At 43.7% G+C, this 15,215-nt stretch carries 15 protein-coding genes; 5 read left to right on the top strand and 10 right to left on the bottom strand.

Annotation, left to right across the window (positions count from 1 at the left end; translation table 11 throughout):
• Window positions 1–432: a nucleoside-diphosphate kinase gene (gene ndk, locus V1467_RS12905; protein WP_416305384.1), complete on the bottom strand. Its 432-nt coding sequence runs from the start codon at window positions 430–432 to the stop codon at window positions 1–3.
• A 235-nt stretch (window positions 433–667) separates the two neighbouring features.
• Here ndk and oxyR point away from each other — a divergent pair, with 235 nt between their 5' ends.
• Together oxyR and V1467_RS12915 are read left to right on the top strand one after the other, a co-directional pair.
• Window positions 668–1,564, top strand: a complete 897-nt coding sequence (gene oxyR / locus V1467_RS12910) for a DNA-binding transcriptional regulator OxyR (protein WP_416305385.1) — start codon at window positions 668–670, stop codon at window positions 1,562–1,564.
• A gap of 3 nt (window positions 1,565–1,567) precedes the next feature.
• Complete coding sequence (locus V1467_RS12915) at window positions 1,568–2,011, top strand: acyl-CoA thioesterase (protein ID WP_416305386.1); 444 nt, start codon at window positions 1,568–1,570, stop codon at window positions 2,009–2,011.
• Window positions 2,012–2,296: 285 nt separating this feature from the next.
• Here the strand turns inward: V1467_RS12915 and V1467_RS12920 are convergent, their stop codons facing one another.
• The 6 genes from V1467_RS12920 to V1467_RS12945 form a co-directional block, all read right to left on the bottom strand.
• Window positions 2,297–2,746 (bottom strand): hypothetical protein, encoded by a 450-nt coding sequence (locus V1467_RS12920; RefSeq protein ID WP_416305387.1) that lies wholly within the window; start codon window positions 2,744–2,746, stop codon window positions 2,297–2,299.
• A gap of 106 nt (window positions 2,747–2,852) precedes the next feature.
• Window positions 2,853–3,269 (bottom strand): hypothetical protein, encoded by a 417-nt coding sequence (locus V1467_RS12925; protein ID WP_416305388.1) that lies wholly within the window; start codon window positions 3,267–3,269, stop codon window positions 2,853–2,855.
• Between the two features lie 72 nt (window positions 3,270–3,341).
• Window positions 3,342–4,073, bottom strand: a complete 732-nt coding sequence (locus V1467_RS12930; protein WP_416305389.1) for a hypothetical protein — start codon at window positions 4,071–4,073, stop codon at window positions 3,342–3,344.
• Between the two features lie 483 nt (window positions 4,074–4,556).
• Window positions 4,557–4,973, bottom strand: coding sequence for a hypothetical protein (locus tag V1467_RS12935; RefSeq protein ID WP_416305390.1), 417 nt, complete (start codon window positions 4,971–4,973; stop codon window positions 4,557–4,559).
• 89 nt (window positions 4,974–5,062) lie between these two features.
• The gene (locus V1467_RS12940) at window positions 5,063–6,385 is read right to left on the bottom strand and encodes a hypothetical protein (protein ID WP_416305391.1); all 1,323 of its coding nucleotides are present in this window, start codon (window positions 6,383–6,385) and stop codon (window positions 5,063–5,065) included.
• Window positions 6,386–6,525: 140 nt separating this feature from the next.
• Entirely contained in the window at window positions 6,526–6,843 is a 318-nt protein-coding gene (locus V1467_RS12945) for a hypothetical protein (RefSeq protein ID WP_186507982.1), read from the bottom strand.
• Window positions 6,844–7,206: 363 nt separating this feature from the next.
• Here V1467_RS12945 and V1467_RS12950 point away from each other — a divergent pair, with 363 nt between their 5' ends.
• Window positions 7,207–8,166 carry an integron integrase gene (locus V1467_RS12950; RefSeq protein WP_416305392.1) on the top strand — a complete coding sequence of 320 codons (960 nt, stop codon included), beginning with the start codon at window positions 7,207–7,209 and terminating at the stop codon, window positions 8,164–8,166.
• Between the two features lie 231 nt (window positions 8,167–8,397).
• On the opposite strand, the gene V1467_RS12955 is transcribed toward V1467_RS12950, so the two are convergent.
• The 3 genes from V1467_RS12955 to ahpC form a co-directional block, all read right to left on the bottom strand.
• Window positions 8,398–8,901, bottom strand: a complete 504-nt coding sequence (locus tag V1467_RS12955; protein WP_416305393.1) for a hypothetical protein — start codon at window positions 8,899–8,901, stop codon at window positions 8,398–8,400.
• A gap of 180 nt (window positions 8,902–9,081) precedes the next feature.
• Window positions 9,082–10,665: an alkyl hydroperoxide reductase subunit F gene (gene ahpF / locus V1467_RS12960; protein WP_416305394.1), complete on the bottom strand. Its 1,584-nt coding sequence runs from the start codon at window positions 10,663–10,665 to the stop codon at window positions 9,082–9,084.
• A 154-nt stretch (window positions 10,666–10,819) separates the two neighbouring features.
• Window positions 10,820–11,389 carry an alkyl hydroperoxide reductase subunit C gene (ahpC, locus tag V1467_RS12965; RefSeq protein WP_416305395.1) on the bottom strand — a complete coding sequence of 190 codons (570 nt, stop codon included), beginning with the start codon at window positions 11,387–11,389 and terminating at the stop codon, window positions 10,820–10,822.
• 161 nt (window positions 11,390–11,550) lie between these two features.
• Between ahpC and modF the strand changes: the two genes are divergently transcribed.
• Together modF and V1467_RS12975 are read left to right on the top strand one after the other, a co-directional pair.
• The gene (gene modF, locus V1467_RS12970) at window positions 11,551–12,999 is read left to right on the top strand and encodes a molybdate ABC transporter ATP-binding protein ModF (RefSeq protein ID WP_416305396.1); all 1,449 of its coding nucleotides are present in this window, start codon (window positions 11,551–11,553) and stop codon (window positions 12,997–12,999) included.
• A 171-nt stretch (window positions 13,000–13,170) separates the two neighbouring features.
• A complete protein-coding gene (locus tag V1467_RS12975; RefSeq protein WP_416305397.1) occupies window positions 13,171–15,063 on the top strand; it encodes a M61 family metallopeptidase in 1,893 nt (630 codons plus the stop codon).
• The last annotated feature ends 152 nt before the right edge of the window (window positions 15,064–15,215 follow it).

Below are 15,215 nucleotides of genomic sequence, written 5' to 3' on the forward strand. Positions count from 1 at the left end.
TTAGCGAGTGCGTGAACATACTTCTTCGTCAGAGAAGAAATAGGCTATTTCACGTGCTGCCGATTCTGGTGCATCAGAACCGTGAACCGCATTTTCGTCAATAGAATCTGCGTAATCGGCACGTAAAGTTCCGGCCAATGCGTCAGCAGGGTTAGTGGCACCCATGATTTCACGGTTTTTCAATACCGCATTCTCACCTTCCAATACTTGTACCATTACCGGGCCAGATGTCATAAAGCTAACCAGTGCGCCAAAGAAAGGACGTTCTTTGTGCTCGGCATAGAAACCTTCAGCCTGTTGTTGGCTCAGATGCAACATTTTAGAAGCAACGATACGCAGACCAGCTGATTCAAAACGGTTATAAATTGCGCCGATCAGGTTTTTAGCAACCGCATCTGGCTTGATAATAGAAAAAGTGCGCTCTAACGCCATGGTAAACTCCAAAAAATAGGGTACGTAAAAATTCCGCGCGGATTATACGTAAAAAGACAGTAAATAACTAATTTTTCCTGCTTTATCTGTTAAAAGTTCATCAAATATTCATTCAATTCATCTTTCCGATATCAATCCGGATTCGGCCCAAGCGGAGTTTTCCCTTGCGATCAATGGATTAGCCAGATTACTATAAATATAGTTATCATAATTTAAATATTGATAGGATTTATCGATGATTAAACTGCGGGAACTGGAGTATCTGGACGCCATAGTGCGTTACAAGCACTTCGGCAAGGCAGCCGAAGCCTGCCATGTCAGTCAACCGACACTCAGTGGCCAGTTAATGAAGCTGGAAGAACAGCTTGGTTTGCAACTGATTGAGCGACATCGGCGCAATGTAATGTTGACCCCTGCTGGCGAAACCTTAATCAAGGATGCCCGTAATGTACTCAAAGCCGCCAAAACCTTTGAGGAATCGGCACGCGCCCTGCTCGACCCGCTCGCCGGTGATATGCACATTGGCTTAATTCCAACGCTCGCCCCATACCTGTTACCGCTGATTGTTGAAAACCTGAATAGCCAGCTGCCACGTATTAATTTTTATTTGCATGAAAACAAAACCGAAGTGCTGTTACAGGAGCTTAACAGCGGCAAACTGGATCTGCTGGTGCTGCCCTGGCTGGATGAAATGGAAAAATTCGAACGCTATGACTTATTTGAAGAGCCTTTATTACTGGCGGTGCATCCCAGCCACCCGCTGGCCGAATGCAAACAGGTCAATATCAGCGTACTGGAAGGGCAGAAAATTCTGACCCTGGAAGACGGCCACTGCCTACGTGATCAGGCAATGGACTATTGTTTTACGGCCGGAGCCAATGAAGATCACCGCTTTCAGGCCACCAGCCTGGAAACCTTGCGCCATATGGTTGCCAGTAATCGCGGTATTACCCTGCTGCCCAAACTGGCAACGCTGAATGTTACCGCCACCAGCAATATTCGTTATATTCCATTTAAAGAGCCGCAACCGGTTCGGAATATTTCACTGGTAATTAGGCCCAATTACTCACGAATGGACAGCATTCGCGCCATTGCCACTTCCATTCGTAACTCAGTCAAGCAAGCAGTATAACAAATGAATGACATTGTATGGCCGGTTAATCCGGTTTACCCCTGTATTATCGATGTTAGCCATGACGATATTGACGGTTTAAACCATGCCAATAACGGCAGCTATGTGAAATGGTGCGAACAGGCAGCATGGGAGCATTCACAGGCATTAGGGCTGGGCATTAAAGACTATCAGGCACTTGATCGGGGTATGGCAGTACGCCATGCCGAATACCATTATCTGGCCCCGGCGATACTCAATGACAAGCTGATTTTTGCTACCTGGCTAAGCCACTCGGCAGGTTCCAAAATGACCCGCGAGTTTTATGTGGTTCGACAATCCGATCACAAAGTCATTTTAACCGCGGTATGGAAACTGGTGTGTATTGAAATCTCCAGCGGCAAGATAAAACGCCTACCCACCGAATTTATAGATGTATATGGTAAAGCAGTGATAACGCAGGAGTGATTAAAAATCCATTCGGCTGCCCTTCGACAAGCTCAGGATAAAACGCGGGATCAAATGCCACAAAAATCAGATTAATTATAAAAGTTAAGATTTAACCTGACAGGCAGCTAAGAATGATTAGCAGATCGTTACCACGGAATTCGTGATGGTCTGCTTCAGACAAAGAGCGGACATTCAACGCCCGCATAAGGGGCTGATAATAGTTTGCTAAAATGTGCAGCGAAGCGGAACCGAGCAAACTGTTAGTAGTCCCGTCTTAATGCACTTGTTAGGTGTTTTTTTGACCTAGCTACCCTTGATACTTTTTATACAGTCTGCTGATAACCCTATTGGCTCCATACTATACCGTATGCCCGCTATATCCCTTTTATATGGAAAGCTATAAGCTTTTATCAACTCCAATGTATCCATATTGAACATAAATGTATATTCAATATTTTTGGCTGGGTAAGCAGCTATGATATTAAAATATGGTGGTAATTTGCTACGAGTGTGATACCAAGAGCTTGAAAATGAAAGCTCACTTTTAGCGAAAAATTTAGAGATGCACTCAGGAATTAGTAATTTTCGATCTGCTATTTGCAAAGTTAAGTTTTGAACTTTGAAAGTTGCTGGTAAATATTTAGCTGGCAATCCTTTCAGTTTACCGTCCTTTTGAATAGTTATGCCTGTGTCTTTATGAGCAAAACTAAAGAAACTAAAACACATTAAAAATAGTAAGAAACTTAATCTCATCCTTAGAAACACCTAACGCCCCGAATAACCGGTGAAAACTTGCGCTTTGGCACGCAGTGCCAGCGAGTTTGAATCCGGCCACGCAGTGGCAAAGTTTATTGGTTTGTTATGTTGAGATTTTCGCAACTTCTTCTGAACCGTCAATAATAGCTACATCCTCTTTAGTGAAAACTGATACACATGCATCAAGACCAAGGATTAAATATTCTTTATAGATGTTCGAAGAATGTTGCATCAAAAAACCATCTCTTTGTGATTCTTGTTCGAACCATCCACCTGATTCAACTTTGTATAACCAACCACCTGACATATTAATATTTTGCCAGTTTTCACTTAAATCAGCTTCATCCAGCAACCTTAAAGCACAAGGGCCAAACTGATTGTCGAAGCGCACTTTAATTTCTTTTTTCTCTTTAGGGCAATAAACATCTATAACTGCTTCGTCAAAATTCCAGGCGAGATTAGTGATTTCAACGTTTTCACCGAAAAAAGGGATATCACTTATTGCGATGGTTTGAATCATACTTTTTCAACATAACGCTTTAAACAGCGGAAAACGCGAGCGTAGCGAGTGGTTTTCCGCTGCTTTAACTTGTTACACACCTTTACCGTAGATGTTTATTTTTAACTTCAGTTGCTGCGAATACTCTTTAAGCTGAGCCACATTGCGACTTGGCACTAAAGACAAGACGAACGAATCTGTGCCATTGTCAATTCCAATTATTTCTAACCCAACATTTTTTGCACACGTTGAGAACAAAAAACCAGATTCGTGAGATTCCAAATAGTAAGATATATTTGACTGAGTTTTCTGCATATCGGCCGCTAACTCTTTCGATATGCTGCATTTAGAAAGTGTATTCTCAGATATATCGTTCAACAAATTAAAGACATATTGTGCATCTTCTCTCCAATCTACAACTGCTACACGGTTAATACTTTTGAGGCTTTCGGTAATTACAAATGTAAAGTCAAATGAATCCTCAAAAGCGCCATCAAATCCATATTCTTCTAGTCCGTCTTTGTGTTTTGCTTTGTATGCTTGCTTATTAGAGAGATAAAGTTGAACGTCATCCAAAATGCTCTTATCCCCGTTACTCATAATCTTAACTACTACAATTTCTGGTGAATCATTTTTCGACTCCATTTTATTACAGCCCCCTGCAATCAAAGCGACAATAACTATAAATAAATTTTTCATTCCTTGTCTCCAAAATGGTGTGTAACGCTTTGCCAAGGGGCAAATGCGAACGTTGTTGGGCGAAGCCCAGTGAGTATTTGTCCCAGCCGCGCTTTTTGCGGCGATTTTAGGCAACTTGTTATACATTCTGACCTCTATATCTTTTGCCAGTGATTTGGGTAAAGGCTTTTGAAAACAATATTTAAATAATCTTCCAACTCAAGGCTGCCATTTTTTACCATAGGAAAAAAGTATATTGCTGCACAGAGGGAGCAAAATATGTAAAAGCAGAATAAAAATAACAGCGCTCCAAAACCAAAAACGGAGTAAACGATTTTGTCACTGTATTCCTTTAATGGCACCTCAAGATCGACGCCGAATATTGGAAGAGCTTTCATGAACAAAAGATAAGCTACGAATCCACCTAGAATGCATCCAGCAGTTCCTACTTTCGCCGATTTCTCATAAAAGTAAGGCTTAAGGTTGAGCTGGCTCTTTATCGCTTTAATTAAAATGACCGGTCCCTCTAGAATGTATAACGCCCTAATTTGGCGGCACAAACGTGTGGGCTAAACTGCGAAGCAGAGCCCGCGTGTTTGTGTCCCCAACATTTGATTGTTAGGTGCGTGCTTACCAAAACCATAGATTTTGCCCATTTGTTGCCCCAACAGAAAAATCATATTTACCAGCAAGAGCGTCATTCACGCCATCCATTAACTCTGCTATTTTTCCAGAGCCAATATCTAATTTGAGTTTTCCGCAATCGTCAGTTAACAACCATTGGGAAACATTGCTTGATTTAACAATTACTAATTTATTTTGCATTGTCTTTTTCAGTGTTGAAGACGCGATATATGGATCCGGAGTATCTAAAACCAATGTTCGCTTTTTCATGGGCTCTGCATCCAAGAAGACCGATAGAAGCTCATTAAGACATTTATATCCTTCTGAATCACAGCTCATGTGCCAGCCAGGAAAGTTCTTCGCCTTTGGCTCATATCGCCAAATTGCGATGTTTCCAGATTTTGACCAATCATGAATGTCCACAAAAGCACCTAACGCCGCAATAAACGGCGCGAGGAACGAGCGTCCGGCGACCGTAGGGAGCGAATTTAATTGCTTTGTTAGCTTCGTTGCTACCGGACAAGGCGGTCATAATCAGCTCTAACGGTATTTGGCACTGATTCGGTATCTATCAACTCTAAAACCACTTTGAAATTCCGTCGGCAACTTCCACCACCTGCGACTCGGCGACCAAGTGTAGAGTTCCGGTCCACCGCCCTACGAATTAGTGTGGCAACCTCGCGCGGAGAGAATCCCTGAATAATTTCATCGTAGTAACGGACGGCAGCATTTGATACACCATAACCATTCCCGATTCGGCAACAGGCAACTGTTTGAACAAAACTGTCTTGGATCGTCTCAGGAACAGCTCCTTGCTGAGAAACCTCAAGCAACCTTTCAGCGAAAGGTGGTTCATTATAGAAATTATTCATTCCGTTATGGACATTCCATAACCTATCAATAGCACGGGAAAAGACAACGTGTTGCTCTGATTCGTTTAGAAGCCCTAAAAGGCCAAGTTTTTCAAAAAATTGGAGAGACGCAAGATGCTTTTCCTCCAATCCTTTTGCAACGTAATCAGAGTGACTATTAATCAAATCCGATTTGATTGAGGCTGTGAAAGCAGTACTCAAGCCGTTACATAAATCTATAGCATTCAGTCGTGCTGGTTCAGCTGTAGCAGGATCACAGTAAACACCATGAACCATATTTACTAACATTTGACGCTGGGCGTCATGCGTTTCAGTGAGCCTCTGAATCCAGATTTGACATTGATAGTCATTGAACCTCGGCCCTTTTACCGCCGAGATAAATGCACCAATATCTACTCCCCTTGGTGATGATGAGTCAGCTAGCGCATAACGCACACACCTATTTAAGAACGTTGTAAACTCACGATCGTTTACCGTTCCCATGGTTGGGTGGGCAGCTGAAAAATTATTTCTAACTTCACGACACTGGTCTAAAAAGAAAAAGCCATCTTCGTCAACAATATTGAGCTTCAAGCACAAATCTAGTAAACGACTATCTTGAAGTTCCAGCAAATGCTTTTCTTCGAAATCGCTTTGTTGAATCTGTGCGACTACCGCCAGACCAAAATTCCTGATCTTTTGACGGAGTTGTAGAATTGCTGCATTCCATATGTAGTTCATAGCTCCGTCAAAAAGTCCGGTGCTAACAGCAACACACATTCGGGCAATTAACTCACCCCTTAAGTCTCCAGGGATTTCCCGAAGCTCGCGAGGTAAATCACGCCATGCATATTCAATTTCTTCTTGGCTAGCCAGAACCTCTCTGGGGATGCCTAGTGCAGCTGTCAATTCTGCAATCGCAGGCAGTACCGTATTGGGTAATGCTGGAAGATTCACGTCTTCCTTAACAACGATATCGTTCATTTTCACTCCATTGTTTCAAGTTCTGAGAAGCTAACGCTTTGCTAATGGGAAAATACTGCGTATTGGCCGGAACGGCCAGCAGTAATTTTCCCAGTGAGTTTACGAACGATATTAAGCAACTTGTTATATTTCATTGCTGCTCACTTCCTGGATCGACGAAACAACACAAATAAATAAACCACCAAAATTAAAGCAGAAATTCCACCTACTGCTTTTTGGAAATCAAGAGAAGCTACTATCATCTCGTTTTTGCTATCTATTAACGATTGTTGCGATTTAAATAATTCAACTAGTTCAGTATTACCTTGTGTGTCGGATAGAACCTTTTCGTAAAGTGCTTGCTCATTTAATAATTTTTCAGCGCTCGGCTGAACGTAGAAGGCGACAGACACTTGAAGGAGAGCTAGAAAAACGACCCAAGTGATAGGGTTATCGTAAAAAAACTTCAGTGTTTTCAAAAATCCTCCTTGAAATATAACGCTTATTAACGAGCATTTCGCATTTGCAACTGCTCGGCTTGATTATTTTAGTCGTCATTTTTAGTGCTTACCTTATGATTTTATTACGTATTTTCTACTTCAATTCAGCCAAATCTGCCGCAGAACTAAAAAACAAAAGGAGCCTGACTTTAACGAGACTTTTTTCGCTTCCTATTAAAAACCATGAGCAAAATGTTTTCCATAATTAAATTAATAACTTAGCGATTTTCTGAAAAACAAAGTGAGACCTAAGAAATTTATTTAATAGGAAGCGATATTGGCATTTTTCAAAAACCTGCATTATACCTGTTTTTATGTACAGTGTTATTTAAAGGTAATATTATGTCCCGCTCGCCATTTATAGAATCTATTAGAGTGGTTTTACGAACTAAGCATTACAGTCTGAAAACAGAAAAAGCCTACCTGCATTGGATCCGACGATTTATTTATTTCAATGGCAAGCGCCACCCTAAAGACATGGGTGAATTAGAGGTTGAGCAGTTTTTAACGCATCTCGCTATCGAAGTTAAAGTCTCACCAACCACGCAAAACTTGGCCTTATGTGCCGTTATTTTTATGTATCGTCATGTACTTGAAATGGATTTGACCAACATGTCTTTTCAGTTTGCTAAGACACCTGTTCGAGTTCCTGAAGTGCTAAGCCATAAAGACGCGATTGCTGTTATCGATAAGCTGCAAGGTGTTCATAAAACGATTGGCATACTCATGTATGGCGCAGGTTTCCGCATATCTGAGGTAATAAAGTTACGTTTAAAGGATTTTGACTTTGAACGAAGCACTATTTTTATCTTCCGTTCAAAAGGTCAAAAAGACCGTGTGACGCTGTTCCCTGAATTGGCGAAAGATGCCATAGCCAAACAAATTAGAAAAGTAGAGAGCATCCACCAAAAGGACATTAATGAAGGGTACGGCCTGACATCGCTGCCATCTTCACTGCTTCGTAAATATGGAAAAGCTGCAACTAACTTGTCATGGCAATATGCTTTTCCTTCAACCACTCGATGCGTACATCCCTATGATGGATATGTTTGCCGCCATCATCTCCATCAAACCGCATTTCGTAAAGCGTTGAGAAAAGCAGTTCAAGAGGCAGGTGTTTTGAAGCGGGTTACATCACATACTTTTCGGCATAGCTTTGCAACTCGCTTACTTGAAACAGGGCATGACATTAGAGTGGTTCAGGAATTACTGGGGCATGATGACGTTAAAACCACCCAAATTTATACTCATGTTTTAGGTAAACATAAGTCAGGTGCAATAAGTCCGTTGGATGTGAGATGAAATATCGAAGCTAATGATTGAGTTGAATTTTAAGATTATGGTTTTAACTGCGTCTTAAACTTCCTAAAAAACAGTCTTGTCGAATAGTCGATCCGAAATATCTGATGCATTAGGAAATGTCGGCAAACAATGTGTTACATCCTTCGACTGCTTCACGCTCAGGATAAACGTGTAACTATATCGATGGATGGGGTTAGCCCAGCCAATCATAACTAGTGTTTCACGCATTTTTTACTCAACTTGCTCAAACGCCAGCACTTTATAGTGAGACTCCAGAATAACGATTTTGTCATGATTAAAGCCGTATACTACCCGTCCTTTGTTATGGCTTTTAAATAGTTTGGTATCAGTGGCTCTGAGCATTTGTATTGCTTCAGAAACGTAGTCTGCAGTTTGTCCAGTCGGTGAAATATCAATAGTTTCACTAATGATTTGTTCGCTTTCTAATGTAATGGAACACTCCGCCATTACCTCTTTAATGGCCGGCATAACTTCATCGAAACTCTGTTCTACAACAGACTCAACCCCATTTACCATTTCATAAGAATAAAACTTGGTGCCTGCAAAATAATATTTAGTTGATGCTTTGAAATCACAAGCCGCGGTGGCGTCCGCTATTTCGTCATTTATCTCGTTGATAACAGATTCGGTAAGAACTTGGTTGGAGTAAACACTAAGCGACAAACCAGCTAACCCGCCAGTTATCAAGACTGTTAGTAGTACTTTCTTAAACAATGTGTGCTCCTTGGCTCCATGCGTAACAATTGATAAATACAACCTTACAGGGATAATTTTTTGTCGATACTTTGCTGCCGACCTCATATTAAGTCAACCAGGGGGCGGATAAAAAAGCCTATTGCCAGTGAAACACTGAGCAATAGGCAATGGAGATGTTTGGTGTATTTAATACGGCAATTACGCGGCTTGTTGATCCCTGTCTTCAACAGGTAGGCGAATCAGATAATCAAACGCGCCCAGAGCCGCATTGGCACCACTGCCCATAGCAATGATAATTTGCTTATACGGCACATTGGTTACATCACCGGCGGCAAACACACCCGGTAATGAGGTTTCACCATTAGCGCCAACAATAATCTCGCCACGTTGGGTTAAATCCACAGTGCCTTTGAGGAATTCGGTATTAGGTACCAAACCGATTTGCACAAAGATTCCGGCCAGCTCGACCTGCCTGGCGTCTCCTGATTCGCGATCGGTGTAGGTCAGTCCGGTCACCTTTTCACCGTTACCTGTTACCTCGGTGGTCTGGGCATTAACAATAATGTCGATATTCGGCATCGATTTGGCTTTGCGCACCAGCACCTCATCGGCGCGTAGTTTGCTATCGAATTCCAGTACCGTGACATGGCTGACAATACCGGCCAAGTCGATGGCCGCTTCAATACCGGAGTTACCTCCGCCAATAACTGCGACAGGCTTACCTTTGAATAGCGGGCCGTCACAGTGCGGACAATAGGCCACACCTTTACCACGGTATTCCTTTTCACCGGGTACATTCATTTCACGCCAGCGAGCACCGGTTGCCAGCATCAGGGTTTTACTTTGCAATACGGCGCCGTTTTCGAGTTCCACTTCGATCAAACCAGCCGTTTCATCTCGTTCAATACGTTTAGCCCTCTGGCTATCCATAATATCCACGTCGTAATCCCGTACATGCTGTTCCAGACCACTAACCAGTTTGGGGCCATCGGTAGCCTTAACCGAAATAAAGTTTTCAATCGCCATGGTGTCCATCACCTGTCCACCAAAACGCTCTGCCACAATACCGGTGCGAATACCTTTACGGGCACTGTAAATTGCCGAGGAGGCACCAGCAGGCCCACCACCAATCACCAACAGGTCGAACGCATCTTTACTGGCAATGGCTTTGGCTTCACGCTCACCGGCATTCTTGTCCACTTTTTTCAAAATTTCTTTCAGACTAATACGGCCTTGGGCAAACACTTCACCGTTTAAAAATACCGAAGGTACCGCCATCACCTTGCGCTCGTCGACTTCTGGCTGAAACAGCGCACCGTCAATCATCACATTGGTAATATTCGGATTAATCGCGGCCATCATATTCAGTGCCTGGATCACATCCGGGCAGTTTTGGCAGCTTAGCGAAACATAGGTTTCAAACTGGTATTGGCCTTCAAGCTGGCGAACCTGTTCGATAAGTTCAGCGTCGATTTTCATCGGATGACCGCCACTATGTAACAAGGCCAACACGAGTGAAGTAAATTCGTGTCCCAGTGGCACACCGGCAAAACGGATTTCGGTATTGTTTTGCGCAGAGCGGATCAACATAGAAGGCACCCGCTCGCTGCTGTCATCACCGGCACTTGAGCTAATTAGCGGCGACAATTCGGTGATTTGATCCACCAGATCGTTCAATTCTTGCGATTTTGCGCTGTCGTCAACAAATTTGACCAGTTCAACAGGCGTCTTCAAATTCTGCAAATAAGTCTGTAATTGTGTTTTTAAATTTTGGTCTAACATAACGTTTTCCTGTTGCTTGATGACAATGGGTTAAGTGCGTTTTTTACCTACACTCATCCCTGCAATAACGCCTTTTTATGGCTTTGCATCAATCCTGTGTATAAAGGGTGGTATTGCCCTCAATGCAGAGGGCAATACTTGTCAGCCCGAGAGCTTAGATTTTACCGACCAGATCCAGTGATGGAGCTAAGGTTTGTTCACCTGGCTGCCATGCTGCAGGGCAAACTTCGCCATCGTGTTCGGCAACATATTGAGCGGCCTGAATTTTACGCACCAATTCTTTTGCGCTACGGCCAATACCCAAATCATGAATTTCAGCTACTTTGATTTCGCCTTCAGGGTTAATTACAAAAGTACCACGCAATGCCAGACCGTCTTCTTCAATCATGACTCCAAAATTACGGGTAATTTTGCCGGTTGGGTCACCAATCATCGGGAACTGGATTTTACCAATGGTTTCTGAAGCATCATGCCAGGCTTTGTGAGTAAAGTGAGTATCGGTTGATACCGAGTATACTTCTACGCCCATTTCTTGCAGTTGTTCATAGTAGTCAGCCATATCGCCCAACTCGGTTGGACACACAAAAGTGAAATCGGCAGGATAAAACATCACTACTGACCACTTACCCGCCAGGTCAGCGTCAGAAACATCGATAAAATCACCGTTATGAAAAGCGGTTGCGTTGAATGGAAGAATTTTGCTATTAATAATGGATTGAGTCATTTTAACTTTCCTTTTTTGGGTTGGTTTACTGTTTAAGTTGAAGCTCATGTTAATGACTCAGGTATCATTCGTATAATTGATTGTTTATATTGCATTGATAGCTATTACCTATCAAAACTAGAAGCCGCCAATTTCCCCAATAAAATCAAAGGTGTCTGCGCATGACGCAAGTTTGTATTCATCAGGTAACCGCTCAATTTAATCGCCAGTTCCGACTGCATGATATCAACTGGCAAATATCCGCAGGTCAGCACTGGGCCATTGTTGGTGCCAACGGCAGTGGCAAGTCAGCGCTGGCGGCACTGCTAGCCGGGGCCGGTGAGATTGTTCAGGGTGAGCTGGAGCTTATCTTGGACGATACGGCAATCGTCTCGAGCGAAACACTAAAAGTACTACTTGACGAAGAACGTAAGAAAGATGATGCCGATATTCTGGATATTATTCCGGTGGGTACTACCGCTCGTGAGCTAATCTTTAATCACAGCACAAATAAACAGGCTGACCTCGGATTATATGAGCAGCTTGTCGAACTGTTTAATTTCTCGCATTTACTGGAAAGTGCCTTTACCGCGCTTTCTACCGGTGAAACGCGCAAACTGTTGCTGATCAGAGCACTCATACACCAGCCCAAGTTATTAATCCTGGATGAACCCTATGACGGACTGGATAGCCATACCTGTCAGAATTTAGCGGTGTTGCTGGAACAACTCAGCCAACATACGACCATGGTGTTGGTGTTAAACCGTTTTGATGAAATAGCGGATTTTGTTGAGCACTTTGCCTATATGCAGCAGGGTACACTCAGTTTGCAAGTCAACCGGCAGGACCAGCAGCAGTTTGAGCACCTGTACCAATTATTACACCTTGAAACCACCGATTTGGCGCTGCCGCCAATGGATAACAGCGGCCAACGACCTCCAGAACTGGCTGCTGATCAGCCTTTGGTGCGTATGCAACAGGCGGCGGTACGCTATGGCGAACAAACCATCTTCGACAAGCTGGACTGGACAATTCAGCCTGGTCAACACTGGCAGCTCAGCGGTCCTAACGGCTCGGGCAAAACCTGTTTGCTGAATATGATCACCGGCGATCATCCCCAGTGTTATGCCAATGATATTTTTGTATTCGGTTTTCAGCGCGGCAGTGGAGAAAGTATCTGGCAAATAAAACAATATATCGGTTTTGTTTCCAACTCGCTGCATTTGCAATACCGGGTTAACAGCAGCGTGCGCCACAGTATTATTTCCGGATTTTATGACAGTATTGGTCTGTATCAAACTCCCAGCAAACAACAAATACAGATTGCCGACCAGTGGCTGGAATTGCTTGGTCTAGATCAGTATGCCAATCAGGGATTCCAGCAAATGTCCTTCGGTGATCAGCGCCTTATCCTGATTGCGCGGGCGATGATCAAACATCCAACATTATTGATTATGGACGAACCCTGCCTGGGGCTGGATGATATCAATCGTCAACGGGTGCTGGCATTGATTGAGCACATCTGTACCGCAGAAAACACCACGGTACTCTATGTCAATCATCATGCCGAAGACAAGATCGCCGGCATCGATAACCATCTGGATATGAGCCATTACAATCCGGTTCGATAAAACCACGATTTAATCAGTTTAGTGGTTGAATGTTTGCCGACAAAATAACTTAACATAGGTCTGTTTATCGGGGCGCATAGAATAATGCTTGCCCCTTTTTCTGTTTCATCATTTTTGCATTCGATCATGAGGGCGCTATCTCAAACGCCCTGTATTCAACAGGAGTATTAAGTGAAAAAATCCATACTGACCACTGCCATTTTCGGCAGTCTGCTGGTCTGGGCTCAATCTGCCCTGGCTGAGGTTCCCGAACCGGTTGATGTCCCCTATCCTGGCACCATTGAACTTAAAGTTGATGCTACCGATCTGGCGCATCGTATTTTCCGGGTACAGGAAGTATTGCCGGTGAAACCCGGCCCGTTAACCTTGCTATATCCGGCCTGGATCCCCGGCCATCATTCACCTACCGGCCCAATTGAAAAGATGGCCGGTTTAAAAATAACTGCCAAAGGTAAAACCCTCAGTTGGGAGCGGGATCAGGGCGATGTCTATGCCTTTCATGTCAATGTGCCCGATGGCGTTAAAGAAATTAACCTGAGCTTTGAGTTTTTATCACCACAAAACTCAGGGCAAGGACGCGTTATGATGACGCCGGAAATGCTAAACCTGCAATGGGATACCGTTGCCCTGTATCCGGCTGGCCATTATACCCGCCAGATTAACGTGGAACCCAGTGTCACGCTGCCGCAAAACTGGCAATACGCCACGGCACTGGAACAAGACAAAAAGCGTAAAAATACGGTAACGTTCGATGATATTGATTTCGAAAATCTGGTCGACTCCCCTATTTTTGCCGGTATTCACTACAAGAAAATTGATCTGGCTCCCGGCGCCGATACATCGGTATTCCTGAATGTGTTTGCCGACAAGGCCAAAGATCTGGAGATTAGCGACGAGGCCCTGGAGGCACATCGCAACCTGATAAAGCAAGCCTATAAAGTGTATGGCGCTCATCATTACAATCATTATGATTTCCTGTTGGCACTCACCGACAAATTAGGTGGTATCGGGATGGAGCATCACCGTTCCAGTGAAAATACCCATAAAACCAATTACTTTACCGAGTGGGACAAATCCTGGTTAGGTCGTGATTTACTGGCGCACGAATTTAATCACTCCTGGGATGGTAAATATCGTCGCCCCGCCGGGATCTGGACTCCCACCTACAATCAGGTGAAACGCGATCACGGTTTGTGGGTATACGAAGGCCAAACCCAGTACTGGGGTTATGTATTCTCGGCCCGTTCCGGTTTAATCGATCATGACAAAACCATGGATATGCTGGCCCGTTTGGGTGCGACTTACGATAAAGGTCGTCCCGGGATGAAATGGCGCAATATTCTTGATACCACTAACGATCCGACTATTGCCCAGCGCGCTTCGCTGCCCTTTCGCAATTATCAAATGAGTGAAGACTACTATTCCGGAGGTCAGCTTATCTGGTTTGCGGTAGACGCCAAATTACGTGAATTAAGCCACAACCAGCATAATCTGGATGATTTTGCCAAAGCCTTTTTCGGCATCAATCCCGGTGACTGGCAAGTGAATACCTATGAATTTGAAGAGGTAGTCAGCACGCTGAACAAGATCCAGCCCTTTAACTGGACTGAATTCCTCAATAGCCGCCTGAAGGGCCATGTTAATTTGTCTGACTCGCTGGCCGATCAGGGCTGGAAACTGGTTTATGATGACAAAGCTTCCGATGCGATTAAAGCCATCGAGGGACGTTATAAAACCAATGACCTGCTTTATTCACTCGGTTTTATGGTTTCCAACAAAGGCAGCTTAAAGGATGTGTTATGGGATAGTCCGGCCTTTAATGCCGGTTTGTCACCCAGTATGACCATTATCGCGGTCAACGGTGAAGAGTTTGATGGTGATATGCTAAAAGACGCAGTAACCGCCGCCAAAGACAGTAAAAAGCCGATTGAATTACTGGTCAAGGACTTTAACCAATACCGCACCATCAAGATTGATTATCACGGCGGCTTGCAATATCCCCATCTGGTCAGAATAGAAGATAAACCGGATTATCTGTCGCAGGTACTGACAGCGCGACATTAATAAGACGGCTCTGAGTTTGACGATGGAATTAATTTAACAAAAAAGCCATCAAGCCTTACAATAACAACGCGCCCCAACTTGTTAAGATTAAGAGTATCGGGACGCGTTTGTTGTATTAGCCATTGTACTGCGGCACTTCGTTTATAGACGAT

It is taken from the genome of Neptunicella plasticusilytica (assembly GCF_047922965.1).
Lineage (GTDB): Bacteria > Pseudomonadota > Gammaproteobacteria > Enterobacterales > Alteromonadaceae > Neptunicella > Neptunicella plasticusilytica.

Excerpts from the sequence above, each read along its gene's own strand:
- V1467_RS12920 (WP_416305387.1), bottom strand. The coding sequence starts at position 2,746 with ATGAGATTAAGTTTCTTACTATTTTTAATGTGTTTTAGTTTCTTTAGT.
- V1467_RS12915 (WP_416305386.1), top strand. The coding sequence starts at position 1,568 with ATGAATGACATTGTATGGCCGGTTAATCCGGTTTACCCCTGTATTATC.
- oxyR (WP_416305385.1), top strand. The coding sequence starts at position 668 with ATGATTAAACTGCGGGAACTGGAGTATCTGGACGCCATAGTGCGTTAC.
- ahpC (WP_416305395.1), bottom strand. The coding sequence starts at position 11,389 with ATGACTCAATCCATTATTAATAGCAAAATTCTTCCATTCAACGCAACC.
- V1467_RS12950 (WP_416305392.1), top strand. The coding sequence starts at position 7,207 with ATGTCCCGCTCGCCATTTATAGAATCTATTAGAGTGGTTTTACGAACT.
- modF (WP_416305396.1), top strand. The coding sequence starts at position 11,551 with ATGACGCAAGTTTGTATTCATCAGGTAACCGCTCAATTTAATCGCCAG.
- V1467_RS12925 (WP_416305388.1), bottom strand. The coding sequence starts at position 3,269 with ATGATTCAAACCATCGCAATAAGTGATATCCCTTTTTTCGGTGAAAAC.
- V1467_RS12940 (WP_416305391.1), bottom strand. The coding sequence starts at position 6,385 with ATGAACGATATCGTTGTTAAGGAAGACGTGAATCTTCCAGCATTACCC.
- V1467_RS12930 (WP_416305389.1), bottom strand. The coding sequence starts at position 4,073 with ATGTATAACAAGTTGCCTAAAATCGCCGCAAAAAGCGCGGCTGGGACA.
- ahpF (WP_416305394.1), bottom strand. The coding sequence starts at position 10,665 with ATGTTAGACCAAAATTTAAAAACACAATTACAGACTTATTTGCAGAAT.
- ndk (WP_416305384.1), bottom strand. The coding sequence starts at position 432 with ATGGCGTTAGAGCGCACTTTTTCTATTATCAAGCCAGATGCGGTTGCT.